Below are 15,418 nucleotides of genomic sequence, written 5' to 3' on the forward strand. Positions count from 1 at the left end.
GCTGGCAAGTCGATTAAACTGGATTCCATGGACCCGATCACACCGCCGCCGCGCTCGCGCACGATTTACCTGCTGCCCAACCTGTTCACCACCGCCGGCCTGTTCGCCGGTTTCTACGCGATCATCGCCGCGGCCAACGGGGATTTCGTCAATGCCAGCATCGCCGTGTTCGTGGCGGCGGTGATGGATGGCCTGGACGGGCGCGTGGCGCGCCTGACCGGTACCAGCAGCGAATTCGGCGTGCAGTACGACTCGCTGGCCGACCTGGTCAGCTTCGGCATGGCCCCGGCGCTGGTGATGTACCACTGGTCGCTGTCGTGGCTGAAGTTCGACGATCCGCTGCTCGGCCGCGTCGGCTGGGCCGTGGCCTTCCTGTATGCGGCCTGCGCGGCGCTGCGCCTGGCCCGCTTCAATACCCAGGTGGCGGTGGTCGACAAGCGCTGGTTCGTCGGCCTGGCCAGCCCGGCAGCAGCGGGCCTGATGATGTCCTTCGTCTGGGCGTTCGCCGATGGCAACCTGGGCTGGGACGGCAACCAGCTGCGGTACGTGGCGCTGGCGGTGACGATCATCGCTGCGCTGCTGATGGTCAGCCGCATCCGCTTCTGGAGCTTCAAGGGGGGCGCTGCCAAGGGCACCCGTTCGGACCGCGTGCCGTTCCTGGTGCTGGCACTGGTGCCGGTGGCGATCGCGATTGCGGTCATCGACCTGCCGCGCGTGCTGTTCGCGGTCGGCATCCTGTACGCCTTGTCCGGCCCGGTGATGTGGGCCGTGCAGCGCCTGCGCAAGAAGCCCGAGGCCGCGTGAGCCAGGACCTGCCCGTGCTGTGGTCACCGGCCCAGCAGGCCTGGCTGCAGGCCATGGGCTACACCGTCTATCACGATGGCCAGCTGGCTGCCGAGCTGGATGCCGCGCTGCAGTTGAGCGTGGCCGAAGCCGAGGCCAGCGTCGCCCCGCCGGAACCGGTGCGGGCCCCCGTGCCGTCGCGCGAACAGCATGCCGGGGTGGCGCCCGCAGCCCGCCCGGAACGGCCGGCACCGCCGCGCCGCGAAACGCCGGTCAGTGCCCCGGATACCGTGCCGGCGGCTGAGCGCCCGATGCCCAGCGGCAACGCGCGCCAGCCGGTGGTCCGCCTGCCGGATCGCCTGCAGATCGCGCTGCTGCGTGCGTCCGGCTGCAACCCGAACGACCCGGCTACGCAGCGGTTGATGGACAGCTGGCCGCTGGACCAGCTGCGCCACGACCCGGCCGCCAAGCGTGCGCTGTGGCCGCAGCTGCGTGCCCTGCGCAAGCGGGGCACGCCATGAGCGCGGTCACCCGGCCCGGCCCGGTCAGCCTGCGTGCGTTGCGCGAGAGCGACCTCAATGCGGTAATGGCGATCGAACTGCGCGGCTACCCTTTTCCCTGGACCCGCGGCATCTTCATCGACTGCCTGCGTGCCGGCTATCCCGGCCTGGCGATGGAGCGCGATGGCCTGCTGGTCGGCTATGGCGTGCTCAGCATCGCCGCCGATGAAGCGCACGTGCTGAACATCTGCATCGATCCGCTGGCACAGTCGCGCGGGCTGGGCCGCCAGCTGCTGCGCGCGCTGGTGCAGCTGGCCGCCGACCGTGGCGCACAGCGCGTCTTCCTGGAAGTGCGTCCGTCCAATACGCCGGCGCTGGCGCTGTATCACAGCGAAGGATTCAACGAGATCGGCCGCCGCCCGCGCTACTACCCGGCTGCACAGGGCCGCGAGGATGCGGTCGTGATGGCGATCGAGCTGGTCGACGGCGATCTGCAGGAAATGCCGCCGCTGTAACGCAGACGGGTTGCCGGCCAGCGGCCGGCACTACCGATGCGTCGCTCACGCCAGCCGCAACGCCAGCACGCCGCCCACGATGAGCGACGCTGCCAGCCAGCGCGTGCGCGGCACCCGCTCGCGCAGCAGGAACACCGAGATCAGCAGCGCGAACAGGATCGAGGATTCGCGCAGCGCCGAGATCATTGCTACCGGCGCCTGGGTCATGGCCCACAACGCCATCGCATACGAGGCGGTGGTGCCGACGCCACCGGCCAGTCCCAGCGGCCAATGCTGCCGCGCATAGTCCAGTACCGCGCCGCCGCGCGTATACAACGCCCACAGCGGCAGCGGGATGCCCGACAGCAGGAACAACCACAACGTGTAGCTGAGCGCGCTGCCGGACTGGCGCGCACCCTGCGCATCGACCAGCGTGTAGGTGGCGATCATCGCCGCGGTCAGCAGCGGCAGGCGCAGCTGGCCGCCGCGCGCCCCCAGTGCCATGCACAGGATGCCGGTGCTCACCAGCACCACGCCCAGCCACGCTGCGGCGGGCAATGGCTCACCGAGCAGGGTACCGGCCAGTGCGACCAGGATCGGCGCGCTGCCACGCATCAGCGGGTAGGCCAGGCTCATGTCGACCTGTTGGTAACAACGCGCGACCAGCCCGTAGTAGGTCACCTGCAGCAGCACCGACGCAGCCAGCCAGGGCCAGCTGTGCGCGGCCGGGAAGGGCAGGAAGGGCAGGGCGGCGGCCGACAGCAACGCGGCACTGCCGGTCACCAGCACGGTACCGAGGAACTTGTCCGGGCCGCGCTTGACGATCGCATTCCAGCTGGCATGCAGCGCCGCGGCAGCGAGGACGAGCAGGAAGATGGAAAGCGGCATCCGCCGATGATGCCATGCGGGGCAAATGGAAACGCCGGGCATCGCCCGGCGTTTCCGATTCCGCTTCGGTGGGTGCCAACCTCTCTCGCCGTGGCAGGGGCCAACCCCCCCCTGCCGTGGCAGGTGCCAACCTCCCCTGTCGTGGTAGGTGCCAACCTTGGTTGGCACGCACCAAAGCGCGGCGTTACAGCTTCGCGCGCTGCTCGCGCAGGCCGGCCAGCTGGGTGTTCCAGTCGACCAGGCGCACGCGCTCCTGATCGACCACCGCCGGTGGCACCTTGTCGGTGAACCTGGCCAGCTTGGTTTCGCTCTTTTCCTGCTCACCTTCCACGCGCTTGATCTCCTTGTCCAGGCGCGCGCGCTCGGCATCGAGATCGACCAGGCCTTCCAGCGGCACCAGCAGCTTCAGCTCGCCCACGATCGCGGCGGCCGCCGGCGGTGCGCTTTCGCCCTCGGCCAGCCACTGGATGCTGTCCAGCTTCAGCAGGAACGACAGCGAGGCGCTGAAGCGTTCGATGCGCACGCGGTCCTGCTCCAGGCCGGCCTGCAGGCGCAGCGGCACCTGCCTGGACGGCGCGACGTTCAATTCGCTGCGCACGCGACGCACCGCACCGATCACCGCCTTCAGCCATTCCACGTCGGCCTCGGCCTGGGCGAAATCACCGGCGAATTCGGCGGCGGTCGGATACGGGCGCAGCGACAGCGTGGTTTCGGCCAGGCCCAGGCGCGGGGCCAGCTGCTGCCACAGCTGTTCGGTGATGAACGGGGTGAGTGGGTGCAGCAGGCGCAGCAGCGCTTCCAGCACGTACAGCAGGGTGTGGCGGGTGCTTTCGGCATCAGCCGCGTCGGCACCGTTCAGTGCCGGCTTGCTCAGCTCCAGGAACCAGTCGCAGAACGCGTTCCAGGCGAACTCGTACAGGCACTGCGCCAGCAGGTCGAAGCGGTACGCGGCGAAATGGCCCTGCGCTTCGGCGGTGGTGGCGGCCAGGCGCGAAAGGATCCAGCGCTCGGCATCGGTGCGCGGGGTCGGCACGCCGGTGAACGCCGCACCTTCGGTGTTCATCAGCGCGAAGCGGCTGGCGTTCCACAGCTTGTTGCAGAAGTTCTTGTAGCCCTCGGCGCGGTTCATGTCGAACTTGATGTCGCGGCCGTGGGTGGCCAGCGCGGCGATGGTGAAGCGCAGCGCATCGGCACCGTGGGCAGCAATGCCGTCCGGGAATTCCTTGCGGGTGGCCTTCTCGATCTTCTCCACCATCTTCGGCTGCATCAGGCCGCCGGTGCGCTTGGCGACCAGGTCGTCGATGGTGATGCCGTCGATGATGTCCAGCGGGTCGAGCACGTTGCCCTTGCTCTTGGACATCTTCTGGCCCTGGCCGTCGCGGATCAGGCCGGTGAAGTACACGTCCTTGAACGGGATCTTCCCGACCAGGTTGTCGGTGGCCATGATCATGCGCGCCACCCAGAAGAAGATGATGTCGAAGCCGGTGATCAGCACCGACGACGGCAGGTAACGGTCGAAGCCGCGCTCGGCCATGGCCTGTTCGTTCGGCCAGCCCAGGGTGGAGAACGGCCACAGCTGCGAGGAGAACCAGGTCTCCAGCACGTCGCTTTCCTGGTTCAGCACCACCTCGCTGCCCAGGTTGTGCTTGGCCCGCACTTCCTCTTCGCTGCGACCGACGTAGCAGCTGCCGGTGGCGGCATCGAACCACGCCGGGATGCGGTGGCCCCACCACAGCTGGCGGCTGATGCACCAGTCCTGGATGTTGTTCATCCAGTGGCGGTAGGTGTTGATCCAGTTCGGCGGCACGAAGGCAATGCTTCCGTCCTCGACCAGGTCCAGGCCACGCTTGGCCAGGTCGTCCATCTTCACGAACCACTGGTCGGTCAGGTACGGCTCGATCACCTGGCCGGTTCGGTCGCCACGCGGCACCTGCAGCTTGTGCGCCTTGGTCTCGACCAGGATGCCCAGGTCTTCCAGCTCGGCCAGCACGGCCTTGCGTGCTTCATAGCGGTCCAGGCCCCGGAAGCGTTCCGGCGCGTTCTCGTTCAGCGCCGCCACCGGGGTGAACAGGTTGATCATCGGCAGGCTGTGGCGCACGCCCACTTCATAGTCGTTGAAGTCGTGCGCCGGGGTGACCTTGACCACGCCGGTGCCGAACGCGCGGTCCACGTAGTCGTCGGCGATCACCGGCACGCGCCGGCCGGTCAACGGCAGCACCACGTTCCTGCCGATCAGGTGCGCGTAACGCTCGTCTTCCGGGTGCACCATCACCGCGGTATCGCCCAGCAGGGTTTCCGGGCGGGTGGTGGCAACGACCAGGTAGTCGCGGGTTTCGCGCAGGGTTTCCACGCCGTCGGCATCGCGCTCGACGTGTTCGTAGCTCAGGCCGTCATCCAGCGTGTAGGCGATCGACCACAGGAAGCCGTCCTCCTCGGCGCTCTCCACTTCCAGGTCGGAAATGGCGGTCTTCAGCACCGGGTCCCAGTTGACCAGGCGCTGGCCGCGGTAGATCAGGCCCTGCTCGTACCAGCGCACGAAGGCCTCGTTGACCGCCGCCGATGGCTGCGGGTCCATGGTGAAAGTGCTGCGCGACCAGTCGGCGGAGGTGCCGAGGCGGCGCATCTGGCGTTCGATGGTGTCGCCGGACTGCTGCTTCCACTCCCAGACCTTGCCGATGAAGCCTTCGCGGCCCAGCGAATCGCGGGTCTCGCCCTTGCCTTCCAGCGCCAGGTTGCGGCTGACCACCATTTCGGTGGCGATGCCGGCATGGTCGGTACCGACCTGCCACAGCGTGTCGTAGCCGCGCATGCGGTGGTAGCGCACCAGCGCATCCATCAGGGTCTGCTGGAAGGCATGGCCCATGTGCAGGGTGCCGGTCACGTTCGGCGGTGGCAGCAGGATGGTGTACGGCTCGCCCGTGCCGGACGGCTTGAAGTGGCCGGCCTTCTCCCAGGCCTCGTAGAGGTCGGTCTCGAAGGACGTCGGGTCGTAGCTGGAGGCGAGTTGGGTCATGCGGGGGAACCGGTAATCAAGGCGGAAGGGAGATCAGCGCGACCCGAGGGCGCGGCGGATCTTCTGGTCGGTGTGGTACTGGCTGACCGCGTAGGCGGCCCAGATGGCGGCGGGCAGCCAGCCGATCAGGGTGATCTGCAGGATCAGGCAGACGATCCCGGCCAGCGGCCGGCCGATGGTGAAGAAGGACAGCCAGGGAAGAATCAGGGCGATCAGCAGGCGCATCAAGGGGTCCTCGCCGGGCTCACATGTCGTGCTTGTTGAGGTCGTAACCGGCGGCCTTGTACTGGCGCCAGCGCTCGCGCAGCGGTTCGCGCGCTTCCGGATCGGCCGGAACCACTTCCAGCACGCGTTCGCACTGGCCCAGCCAGGGCTCATCGCGCAGGTTGATCACCAGCGGGCGTGCCGGCGCGTCGGTGCCGGGTACGGCGATCAGCACCAGGGCCTCTTCCTCGTCCATGTCTTCGCCGGCAATCTGGTGCGGGATGTAGGCATCGTTGTCGAACGCCCACAGCAGCTCGTCCAGTTCCTCGGCCTGGGCCTGGTCACGGGCCAGCACCAGGGTGAACAGCCCTGCGTCGTTGGCCTTGCGCGCCAGTTCGCAGACCAGGCGCAACGGCTCGGTCAGGAAGCGGGGCTTGGCGATCAGGTAGAAGTCGGCGCGGGGCATGGCAGGGTCCGGGTCAGGCAAGGGCCCGGCAGTGCCGGGCGAGGCCCCGGCCGGCGTCTGCCGGCCAGGGTCGGGTACGGCATCAGGCGCGGGCGACCTGGTCCAGCAGCCACTGGCTCAGCAGGCCGACCGGGCGGCCGGTGGCCATGCCACGCTTGCCTTCATCGCTGGCGACGCCGGCGATGTCCAGGTGGGCCCAGCGCTGGCCTTCGGTGAAGCGCGACAGGAAGCAGCCGGCGGTGATCGCGCCGGCCCAGCGGCCGCCGATGTTGTAGACGTCGGCGAAGGTCGAATCCAGCATCGGCTGGTACTCGTCCCACAGCGGCAGGCGCCAGGCGCGGTCGAACACGTGCTCGCCGGCGGCCAGCAGCTCGTTGGCCAGGTCGTCGTGCTTGCTCATCAGGCCGGCGGTCTGGTGGCCCAGGGCGACCATGCAGGCACCGGTCAGGGTGGCGACGTCGACCAGCGCGGCCGGCTCGAAGCGCTGTGCGTAGGTCAGCGCGTCGCACAGGATCAGGCGGCCTTCGGCGTCGGTGTTGCCGACTTCGATGGTCTTGCCCGACATCGAGGTGATCACGTCGGAAGGACGGTAGGCGTTGCCGTCGATGGCGTTCTCCACCGCCGGCACCACCACCACCAGGTTCAGCGGCAGCTTGGCCTTGACCGCCGCGACGAAGGTGCCGATGACGTTGGCGCCACCGCACATGTCGTACTTCATCTCTTCGATGCCGCCCTGGGTCTTCAGGTTGACGCCACCGGTATCGAAGGTGATGCCCTTGCCGACCAGCACGTAGGGCTTGGCGTCGCCGCCATTGTTCCACTTCAGCACGACCAGGCGCGGGCGGTTGGCCGAACCGCGGGCCACGGCCAGCAGCGAGCCCATGCCCAGCGCTTCCATCTGGTGCTCGTCGAGGATCTCGGCTTCGGCACCCTCGTGCTCGCCGGCGAACTTCACGCCCACGTCGGCCAGATAGGCCGGGGTGCAATAGTTCGGCGGCAGGTTGCCCAGCTCGCGGGCGAACTCGACACCGGCGGCGATGGCCTGGCCCTGGGCCAGGGCCTGGGCGTCGTCACCGGCGATGGCCAGCTGGGCCAGGCCGGCGTCGTCGGCCTTCTTCTTGCCCAGGGTGGCGGTGTAGCGGTAGGCAGCGTGATCGGCGGCGATCACCGCCTGGCGGATCGCCCAGGCCGCGTCGCGGTCCTTGATGGCCACTTCGGACAGGGTGAACAGTGCGCTGCGGGTAGCGCCCGCTTTCAGCGCGCGCACGGCGTCGCCAACGGCCTTCAGGTACTGCGGCACGCCGAAGCGGGCGGCGTCACCGAGGCCGACCACCAGCACGCGCGGCGCGGACACGCCCGGCAGGTCGTGCAGCAGGGTGGTGGCGCCGGTCTTGCCGGACAGGTCGCCGCGCTGGGCCAGCGAGGTCAGGCGGCCACCGCTGGCGGCGTCCAGGGCCTGCGCGGCCGGGGTCAGGGTATGGTCGGCATACGCGCCGACCACCAGGCAATCAACGGTGGCGGCGGCCGGAGCAACGTGGTTCAGGGTGAATTCGAGGGCCATTGAGCAGATTCCATTGGCGAGTCCGTACAATCGCAGGCCGTTTACGCCCAGACAGTAGACTGGGCGGCACCGCGAACGAACCCCAGAGTTTAAACCACCGCCCCATGCTGAAGCTCGACCGATACCTGCTGGGCGATTTCGTCCAGAGTTTCCTGGCTACCCTGATCGTCCTGCTGGTGGTCAGCGTGGGCGGCGTGCTGGTGGACATCCTCGGCAACATCGCCGACGGACGCCTGCCGGCCAAGCTGCTGTTCTCCCAGCTGGGCCTGCAGTTTATCGCCTACCTGCCGCTGATCCTGCCGCTGGCGCTGATGCTGGGCCTGCTGCTGGCCGTGGCCCGGCTCTACCGCGACTCGGAGATGGCGGTCATCACCGCCATTGGCGTGGGGCCCAAGCGGCTGCTGCGGCCACTGCTGATGCTGGTGGTGCCGGTGGTGCTGCTGGTCGGCGCCTGCTCGCTGTGGCTGGGCCCGTGGGCCGGCCGGATGGCCGAGCAGATGATCATCGAGGCCAACCGCAGCGTGCTGATGGCCGGCCTGGAGCCGGGCCGCTTCACCCCGCTGCCCAATGGCGGCGTGGTGTACCTGTCCTCGATCTCGCCCGATGGCACCCAGCTGGGCAAGGTGTTCCTGCAGCGCCAGAAGGATGACCGCCTGGAAGTGGTGTCCGCCAATGGTGGCCGCATGTTCTTCGAGGGCACCCGCCAGCGCTTCCTGGAGCTGGATGATGGCCACCAGGTGGAAGGCCCGGTGGCCGGCGCGCTGGATTACCGGCTGGCGACCTTTGCCCGCAACGACGTGGCCCTGCCCGACGGTGCACAGACCCGCACCGAGGACGACCCGGAACTGATGCCGACCCTGCAGCTGATCGGCGATGAGCGCCCCCAGGCGCAGGCGCAGCTGCACCGCCGCCTGGCACCGCCGCTGATCGCGCTGGCCTTCGCCCTGCTGACCGTGCCGCTGGGTCGCAGCTCGCCGCGCCAGCAGCGCTACGGCCGCATGATGCTGGCCCTGATGGCCTACATGGTGGGCACCAACCTGATGTTCATCGGCAGTGGCTGGATCGCCAACGGCAAGATTCCGGCCGCGCTCGGCCTGTGGTGGTTGACCGTGCCGCTGCTGGCGCTGGCGATCTGGATGTATGCACGTGATGGCCGCCTGGGCCGCTCGAAGGGAGCCCGCGCATGAGGCTGCGCCCGATGCGTTTCGATCTGTACCTGGGCCAGTCGGTGTTCACCACGGTGCTGCTGACCTGGGCGGTGCTGGTCGGCCTGGACGTGGTGATGGCGTTCTCCGGCGAGTTCAAGGACATCGGCAAGAACGGCTACACCCTGGGCCATGCCGCCGCGTGGGTGCTGTACACGGTGCCGCGCCGCGCCTACACGATGTTCCCGACCGCCGCGGTGATCGGCGCGCTGATGGGCCTGGGCCAGCTGGCCGCGACCTCGGAGCTGACCGCCCTGCGTGCGCTGGGCCTGTCGCGCAAGCGCCTGAGCGTGTCGGTGGCGATCGCGCTGTCGCTGCTGACCGCAGTGATGGTGCTCAGCGCCGAGACGCTGGGCCCGTGGGGGCAGGACCGTGCCGATGCATTGAAGGCCAGTGCCAAGTGGGGGCGGGACATCTCCACCACCCGCTACTCCGGCCTATGGGCACGCGAAGGCGACACCTTCCTCAACGCCCAGAGCGGCGAGGAACAGCTGGTGGGCGACAAGGGCACGCGGCTGATCCTGCGTGACGTGCGGCTGTACCGGATCGCCGAAGACGGCAATATCGCCTCGTTGACCCATGCCGCCACCGCCGAGCACGACAAGGACGGTTGGGTGCTGACCGGGGTGCGTCGCGACACCTTCGGCGAGCGCTCGGCCACCCGCCAGGAAGTGGCGCGTGAGCCGTGGAACTCGAAGCTGGATCCGGCGGCGCTGGCCACCGGCATCGCCAAGCCGCGAAACCTCAGCGTGGCCGAGCTGAGCACCAGCATTGCCTACCGCCATCGCAACGGGCTGGATGCGCGTGATTTCGAGGATGTGTACTGGAGCCGCTGGTTCTACCCGGTGAACGTGCTGGCGCTGTGCTTGGCCGCGGTGCCGTTCGCGTTCGGGTCGCTGCGTAGCGGCGGCATGGGCAAGCGCCTGTTCCTGGGCATCCTGTTTGCACTGGGCTTCTGGCTGCTGCAGCTGTTCTTCGGCCGCATGGCCGGTGCGCTGAAGTTCGATTACCGCATTGCCTATGCGCTGCCGCCGATCGTGATGCTGGCCGTGTCCGGACTGTTGTTCCGGCGCAAGTCGGGCTGATTCTGGTAGCGCGGGGCCATGCCCGGCGCTACCGGGGCAATCCACCGCTTCGGCATCCGTGCCAGGACCACCAGCATCCCGGCCCAGCGTGCTGGATTCTGTAGAGCCGAGCCCATGCTCGGCTGCTTTTTGCGCACCGCCTGCCAGCCGAGCATGGGCTCGGCTCTACAGATCGTGCATCACCGCTTGGGCATGCGCACCAGGCGGGTGCCGCTGGCGCGGTCGTGCCAGGTCAGGCGTTGGCGGTCGACCCAGGCCCACCAGAATCCCAGGCCGCCCAGCAGCAGCGACAGCGTCCCCACCGCGAAGCGCAGCCACAGCTGGCCGTGCCGCAACGGCGTGCCATCGCGCGACTGCAGTTTCAGCCGCCACGGCCGCATGCCCAGCGTCTGTCCGCCACGGCGCCAGCTGGCCGTGGCATACCACCCCGTGATCGCCCAGCACACCGCCCACAGCAGCCACTGCCAAGCGCTGAACGGTGCGATGTTCTCGCGCTGCGCGTGGCCGCTGAAGGTGTAGGCGAGGGTGAACAGCGTGCCGGCCAGCATCCACAGCGCCAGCACCGGCAGCGCGTCGTAGGCCATCGCCAGCATGCGCCAGGGCAGCAGCGCGCGCGGACGGGGCGTTTCGGTAGCGGCCGCAGGGGCCGTGTCGGTGGCAGGGCGGGACATGCGCCGAGCATACGCAAAGCTGGCCGTGCCCGCAGTGGCCCTCGTATCCTGCATGCATGGCCCTTGTTTCCACCCCCGCCGAACGCCGCCAGCTGGTCCAGCAACTGCCCGAGCTGCGCGCCGACGACAGTGTGCGCATCCAGCGCTTCCTCGATGCGATCTGGGCCGAGAACGGCCTGGCCCGCGCCACCCTGGACAGCTACCGGCGCGACCTGGAAGGGCTGGCGCGCTGGATGGATGGACGCGACGGTGGCCTGGCCGGCATCGAACGTCCCGGGCTGTTCGACTACCTGGCCTGGCGCACCCGCCACGGCTGGTCGCCGCGCAGCAACGCGCGCCTGCTGTCGGCGCTGCGGGCGTTCTTCGCCGATGGCGTGCGCCGTGGCGAACGCAGCGAAGACCCCAGTGCGCTGCTCGACCCCCCGAAGCTGCCGCGGCTGTTGCCCAAGGCGCTGGCCGAGAGCCAGATCGATGCGCTGCTGGCGGCACCGGACATCGACAGCCCGCTGGGCCTGCGCGACCGCGCCATGCTGGAACTGATGTATGCCGCCGGCCTGCGCGTGAGCGAGCTGGTGCTGCTGCCGGCCACGGCGGTCAACCTGCGCCAGGGCGTGTTGCGGGTCACCGGCAAGGGCAGCAAGGAACGGCTGGTGCCGCTGGGCGAGGAATCGCAGCACTGGCTGGAGCGTTACCTGCAGCAGTCGCGCCCGCTGCTGGTCGGCAAGGGCAAGGTGCATGCCCTGGCGGATGGTCAGACCCCGTTGTTCATCGAGCCGACGTTGCATGCGCTGACCCGGCAGGCGTTCTGGCACCTGGTCAAGCGCCATGCGCAGGTGGCCGGCATCGACGCGGCGCGGATCAGCCCGCATGGCCTGCGCCACAGCTTCGCCACCCATCTGCTCAACCGAGGTGCCGACCTGCGCGCGCTGCAGATGCTGCTCGGCCACAGTTCCTTGTCGACCACCCAGATCTACACCCTGGTAGCGCGCGAGCATCTGCAGAAGCTGCACGCCCGCCACCATCCGCGCGGCTGAGCGCCGGGCTGAATCGCTGCCCGGAGCCGTGCCGGGCGTCGCGGCCCGGTACCGGCGGCTGTGTCAGAATCCGGGGTCTTCTTCTGCTGCGGATCGCTCCATGCTCCGATTTGCCATCGCCGCCGTGTTCGGTGCGCTCAGCCTGACCGCCTGCGCCCAGCCGGCTCCGCCGGCCGCCAAGGCGCCTGCTGCCGCTGCGGCCAAGGCCAGCCCGGCCGCCAACGCGCCGGCCGACCAGGCGGTACGTGCCGCGTTGACCGCGCTCAATCCGGGTTTCCAGGTCGATTACATCGGTGCCGCGCCGTTCCCCGGCTTCCGCGAGGTCGTCGTTTCCGGCCAGCTGCTGTACGTGTCCGATGACGGCCGCTACCTGTTCCAGTCGCAGCCCTACGACACCCGCGCCAAGGGTCCGGCCAACAGCGAGGGCCTGCTTGGTTACCGCCGCGGCCTGCTGGCCAAGGCCAACCACGGCGATCGCATCGTGTTCGCCGCGCCGAACGCCAAGTACACCATCAGCGTGTTCACCGACATCGAGTGTGGTTACTGCCGCAAGCTGCACCAGGACATCGCCGAACTCAACCGCAACGGCATCACCGTCGAGTACCTGGCGTTCCCGCGCATGGGCCTGGGCAGCAAGGACTACACCGACATGATCTCGGTCTGGTGTGCAGCGGATCGTCGCCAGGCCCTGACCAACGCCAAGCGCGGTGGCAGCGTGCCGGCCAGGAACTGCACCAACCCGGTGGCGATGCAGTACGCGCTGGGCCAGCAGCTGGGCGTGAATGGAACGCCGGCGATCTTCGCGCCGGATGGCACCCAGCTGGGCGGCTACCTGCCGCCGGCGCAGCTGCGTGCCGCGCTGGAGAAGCTGTCGGCCAAGCGCTGATCGCCGCTGGTCTTTTTCTGTAGAGCCGAGCCCATGCTCGGCTGCGGAAACAGCAGCCGAGCATGGGCTCGGCTCTACAGGCAGGAAGCCGGGGATGCGTGTCGCATCCCCGGCTTTTTGCTTACTTCAGGCCATCACTGACCGCCTTGGTCAGCGTGCCCTGCGCATCGTCACCGCTGAACTCCCAGACGAACGCGCCGCCCAGGCCCTGGGTCTTCACGTAACCCATCTTGCGGGTGATGTTGGCCGGGGTGTCGAAGCTCCACAGCGTGCTGCCGTTGTAGATCCAGGTGGCACCGGCGGTGTTGTCGGTGTAGCCCGGCCACGCCAGGTTCTTCAGCACCTTCCAGTCCTCGATGCCGGCTTCATACGTACCCGGGGCGGCGCCGGTCGCGGTCTGGTACAGGCCGTTGTTGGCGTTGGCCACACCCGTCCAGCCACGCCCGTAGTAGCCAATGCCCAGGTTGAGCTTGGCGGCGGGCACGCCGCGGCTGATGAAGGCCTCGATGGCGTCGTTGCTGTTGTACAGCTTCTGGTCGCCGGTGGACGGATCATTCGGCGAATCGAACAGCGCCGACTGGTGATTGGTCTTCGCATCCCACGCGCCGTGGAAGTCGTAGGTCATCACGTTGATGTAGTCCAGGTACGGGTGGTATGCGGCCGGATCGGTGACACGGATCTTGTCGATGCCGGCACCCACCGCCACCGTCAGCAACAGGCCCGGACGCACCGCATCGAGTTGGCGGCGGAACTCGGCCATCAGCGCGGTGAAGTTGGCGTTGTCTTCCGGCTTGCCGCATTCGATGCCACAGGCCACCGGGTATTCCCAGTCGATGTCGATGCCGTCGAACACGCCCAGCGCGGCACCGGCACCGCCGGCACCGTCGGTCACCGGCAGGTTGCCCTTGATGTAGGCGTCGATGCACGAGGCGACGAAGGCCTGGCGGTTTTCCGGGCGCGCTGCGCTGGAGAAGCCGCGCGACCAGGTCCAGCCACCCAGCGAGATCAGCACCTTCATGCCCGGGTATTTGGCCTTGAGCTGCTTGAGCTGGTTCCAGTTGCCGCGCAGCGGCTGGTCCCAGGTATCAGCGCTGCCGCTGACACTCTCGGCGGCACTGAAGGCCTTGGTGTAGTCGGCGAAAGCATCGCCACCGGCACCGCTGTTCGGATCCGACGGCTGGGTGATGCCGACTTCGCATCGGTTGTTGCGCACGTTGCCGAACGCGTAGTTGATGTGGGTCAGGCGTGCGGCCGAGCCGCTGCTGTCGATGTTCTTGACCCGGTAGTTGCGGCCGTAGATGCCCCACTGGGTGAAGTAACCGATGACCCGCTTGCCGGTGGTGCCGCCGTCACCGGCCAGCGTGGTGGCGCTGATTTCGGTGCCCTGCGCCGACGTGTTGCCGGCGTTGTCGCGCGCCCGCACGCGGTAACGGTAGGTGGTCGATGCGGTCAGCCCGCCATCCACATAGCTGGCGCTGGACGGCGAACCGACCAGGCTGCCGTTGCGGTACACGTCATAGCCAGCCAGGCCACTGCCGCCGGTGTTGTCGGTGGACGGGCTCCAGCTGAGCGCGATGCTGTTGGCGGTACGGGTGCCGACCGCCAGCCCGCCCGGCACGCTCGGTGCGGTGGTGTCGCCACCGGCGGCGTTGACGGTGATGGTGATGGTCGCGGTGCTGGCGGTGGCGTTGTTGTTGTCGGTGGCGACCGCGCGCAGGGTGTGGCTGCCGGCGCTGGCATTGGCCCAGCTGGCCGCATACGGCGCACCGGTGGCCACGCCCAACGAGCTGCCGTCGCGGAAGAACTCGACCTTGGCGACGCTGCCGTCCGGGTCACTGGCGGTAGCGGTCACGTTGACCGTGCTGCCGGCGCTGAAGGTGGCGCCGTTGGCCGGCGAGGTCAGGCTGACCACCGGCGGCTGGTTGCTGCCGCTGCCATCGCAGGCACCAAGGTTGGTGTAGTAGGGCGCACCGGCCGGATGGTCCGGCGGCGCGTTCCAGATGTCCTGGTTCGCCCGATAGAGGACGCCTCCTTTCTGCAGGGTATCGCCGGCCCGGTAGATCCTGGCCTGGTCCCACTGGGCCACGCCGGCACAGCTGGCAGCCTGCGCCAGGCCGGGCAGGGCGGCGGTACCGGCGGCCAGGGCAAGCAGCCAGGCCAGGTGGCGGGGACGACAGCTTCGGGTCGAACGTTCGGCACTGCGCACAATCGGGTCGTACATGGGTAAGTCTCCGATCAAAGGGCGCGCGGGCCCCGATGGCGCCGCGCGTGACGCAGGTCCGGGCGTCGCCCGGGAAGGCGACGGAGGGGGCGGACGGGGTACCTGGGGGGCCGGGGAGAGAGTCCGGCGCCAGGTGGGGACAACGTTGTCATCAATCGCGTGGTCAATCCGTGAGCAAGCGCATGGTTCCGGGATTCGGGCGGAGAGCGGCGCTGCGCGCGGTCGGCGGCCATCGGCGGAGCCCCTCGTGGCTGGTCGGGCGCGAATTCATGGGTTTGGCCGGGTGGGTGGGGTCAGGCGGGGACGCCGTGAACCCGTCCCTGGGGGCTTGGCCGCGGCATCCATGCCGCGGACACCCCGCCTGACCCCAACCACCCCGCCTCTGACAGGTTCCTTCGCAACCAGCC

Annotated in this window: 14 protein-coding genes; 7 read left to right on the forward strand and 7 right to left on the reverse strand. The window is 68.7% G+C overall.

What is annotated here, in order from left to right; translation table 11 throughout:
* Window positions 1-27 precede the first annotated feature (27 nt).
* Genes pssA through rimI form a run of 3 tightly spaced genes read left to right on the forward strand, consistent with a single transcriptional unit; the run spans window position 28 to window position 1,798 of the window.
* Window positions 28-804 (forward strand): CDP-diacylglycerol--serine O-phosphatidyltransferase, encoded by a 777-nt coding sequence (gene pssA, locus VG566_RS12120; protein ID WP_005415206.1) that lies wholly within the window; start codon window positions 28-30, stop codon window positions 802-804.
* On the forward strand, window positions 801-1,304 hold the full coding sequence (locus tag VG566_RS12125) for a hypothetical protein (RefSeq protein ID WP_014645872.1): 504 nt from the start codon (window positions 801-803) through the stop codon (window positions 1,302-1,304). The genes pssA and VG566_RS12125 overlap by 4 nt, the downstream gene beginning before the upstream one ends.
* Complete coding sequence (rimI, locus tag VG566_RS12130; RefSeq protein WP_014645873.1) at window positions 1,301-1,798, forward strand: ribosomal protein S18-alanine N-acetyltransferase; 498 nt, start codon at window positions 1,301-1,303, stop codon at window positions 1,796-1,798. The genes VG566_RS12125 and rimI overlap by 4 nt, the downstream gene beginning before the upstream one ends.
* Window positions 1,799-1,843: 45 nt before the next feature.
* On the opposite strand, the gene VG566_RS12135 is transcribed toward rimI, so the two are convergent.
* The 5 genes from VG566_RS12135 to VG566_RS12155 form a co-directional block, all read right to left on the reverse strand.
* Window positions 1,844-2,665, reverse strand: coding sequence for an EamA family transporter (locus VG566_RS12135; RefSeq protein ID WP_032962266.1), 822 nt, complete (start codon window positions 2,663-2,665; stop codon window positions 1,844-1,846).
* Window positions 2,666-2,849: 184 nt separating this feature from the next.
* A complete protein-coding gene (locus VG566_RS12140) occupies window positions 2,850-5,678 on the reverse strand; it encodes a valine--tRNA ligase (RefSeq protein WP_423172689.1) in 2,829 nt (942 codons plus the stop codon).
* A 33-nt stretch (window positions 5,679-5,711) separates the two neighbouring features.
* The gene (locus tag VG566_RS12145) at window positions 5,712-5,903 is read right to left on the reverse strand and encodes a YqaE/Pmp3 family membrane protein (RefSeq protein WP_014035920.1); all 192 of its coding nucleotides are present in this window, start codon (window positions 5,901-5,903) and stop codon (window positions 5,712-5,714) included.
* A 19-nt stretch (window positions 5,904-5,922) separates the two neighbouring features.
* On the reverse strand, window positions 5,923-6,348 hold the full coding sequence (locus VG566_RS12150; protein ID WP_014645876.1) for a DNA polymerase III subunit chi: 426 nt from the start codon (window positions 6,346-6,348) through the stop codon (window positions 5,923-5,925).
* 82 nt (window positions 6,349-6,430) lie between these two features.
* Window positions 6,431-7,909, reverse strand: a complete 1,479-nt coding sequence (locus VG566_RS12155) for a leucyl aminopeptidase (protein WP_164167647.1) — start codon at window positions 7,907-7,909, stop codon at window positions 6,431-6,433.
* 104 nt (window positions 7,910-8,013) lie between these two features.
* On the opposite strand from VG566_RS12155, the gene lptF reads away from it, so the two are divergent.
* Both lptF and lptG read left to right on the forward strand, forming a co-directional pair.
* Window positions 8,014-9,096, forward strand: coding sequence for an LPS export ABC transporter permease LptF (gene lptF, locus VG566_RS12160; RefSeq protein ID WP_032962260.1), 1,083 nt, complete (start codon window positions 8,014-8,016; stop codon window positions 9,094-9,096).
* Window positions 9,093-10,199 carry an LPS export ABC transporter permease LptG gene (gene lptG, locus VG566_RS12165; RefSeq protein WP_241884623.1) on the forward strand — a complete coding sequence of 369 codons (1,107 nt, stop codon included), beginning with the start codon at window positions 9,093-9,095 and terminating at the stop codon, window positions 10,197-10,199. Before lptF ends, lptG begins: the two co-directional genes overlap by 4 nt.
* 179 nt (window positions 10,200-10,378) lie before the next feature.
* Here the strand turns inward: lptG and VG566_RS12170 are convergent, their stop codons facing one another.
* Window positions 10,379-10,870, reverse strand: a complete 492-nt coding sequence (locus VG566_RS12170) for an RDD family protein (RefSeq protein WP_241884624.1) — start codon at window positions 10,868-10,870, stop codon at window positions 10,379-10,381.
* 56 nt (window positions 10,871-10,926) lie between these two features.
* On the opposite strand from VG566_RS12170, the gene xerD reads away from it, so the two are divergent.
* Window positions 10,927-11,904, forward strand: coding sequence for a site-specific tyrosine recombinase XerD (gene xerD, locus VG566_RS12175; protein ID WP_053495973.1), 978 nt, complete (start codon window positions 10,927-10,929; stop codon window positions 11,902-11,904).
* 100 nt (window positions 11,905-12,004) lie between these two features.
* Window positions 12,005-12,790, forward strand: a complete 786-nt coding sequence (locus tag VG566_RS12180; RefSeq protein ID WP_014645882.1) for a thioredoxin fold domain-containing protein — start codon at window positions 12,005-12,007, stop codon at window positions 12,788-12,790.
* A 121-nt stretch (window positions 12,791-12,911) separates the two neighbouring features.
* On the opposite strand, the gene VG566_RS12185 is transcribed toward VG566_RS12180, so the two are convergent.
* A complete protein-coding gene (locus VG566_RS12185; protein ID WP_241884625.1) occupies window positions 12,912-15,011 on the reverse strand; it encodes a glycosyl hydrolase family 18 protein in 2,100 nt (699 codons plus the stop codon).
* Window positions 15,012-15,418 lie beyond the last annotated feature (407 nt).

The sequence above is a fragment of the Stenotrophomonas sp. CASM114 genome (assembly GCF_049384325.1).
Taxonomy (GTDB): domain Bacteria; phylum Pseudomonadota; class Gammaproteobacteria; order Xanthomonadales; family Xanthomonadaceae; genus Stenotrophomonas; species Stenotrophomonas muris.

Coding starts and splice junctions, on each gene's coding strand:
- VG566_RS12155 (WP_164167647.1), bottom strand. CDS start 7,909: ATGGCCCTCGAATTCACCCTGAACCACGTTGCTCCGGCCGCCGCCACC.
- VG566_RS12140 (WP_423172689.1), bottom strand. CDS start 5,678: ATGACCCAACTCGCCTCCAGCTACGACCCGACGTCCTTCGAGACCGAC.
- VG566_RS12185 (WP_241884625.1), bottom strand. CDS start 15,011: ATGTACGACCCGATTGTGCGCAGTGCCGAACGTTCGACCCGAAGCTGT.
- pssA (WP_005415206.1), top strand. CDS start 28: ATGGACCCGATCACACCGCCGCCGCGCTCGCGCACGATTTACCTGCTG.
- VG566_RS12180 (WP_014645882.1), top strand. CDS start 12,005: ATGCTCCGATTTGCCATCGCCGCCGTGTTCGGTGCGCTCAGCCTGACC.
- lptF (WP_032962260.1), top strand. CDS start 8,014: ATGCTGAAGCTCGACCGATACCTGCTGGGCGATTTCGTCCAGAGTTTC.
- rimI (WP_014645873.1), top strand. CDS start 1,301: ATGAGCGCGGTCACCCGGCCCGGCCCGGTCAGCCTGCGTGCGTTGCGC.
- xerD (WP_053495973.1), top strand. CDS start 10,927: ATGGCCCTTGTTTCCACCCCCGCCGAACGCCGCCAGCTGGTCCAGCAA.
- VG566_RS12150 (WP_014645876.1), bottom strand. CDS start 6,348: ATGCCCCGCGCCGACTTCTACCTGATCGCCAAGCCCCGCTTCCTGACC.
- lptG (WP_241884623.1), top strand. CDS start 9,093: ATGAGGCTGCGCCCGATGCGTTTCGATCTGTACCTGGGCCAGTCGGTG.
- VG566_RS12170 (WP_241884624.1), bottom strand. CDS start 10,870: ATGTCCCGCCCTGCCACCGACACGGCCCCTGCGGCCGCTACCGAAACG.
- VG566_RS12135 (WP_032962266.1), bottom strand. CDS start 2,665: ATGCCGCTTTCCATCTTCCTGCTCGTCCTCGCTGCCGCGGCGCTGCAT.
- VG566_RS12145 (WP_014035920.1), bottom strand. CDS start 5,903: ATGCGCCTGCTGATCGCCCTGATTCTTCCCTGGCTGTCCTTCTTCACC.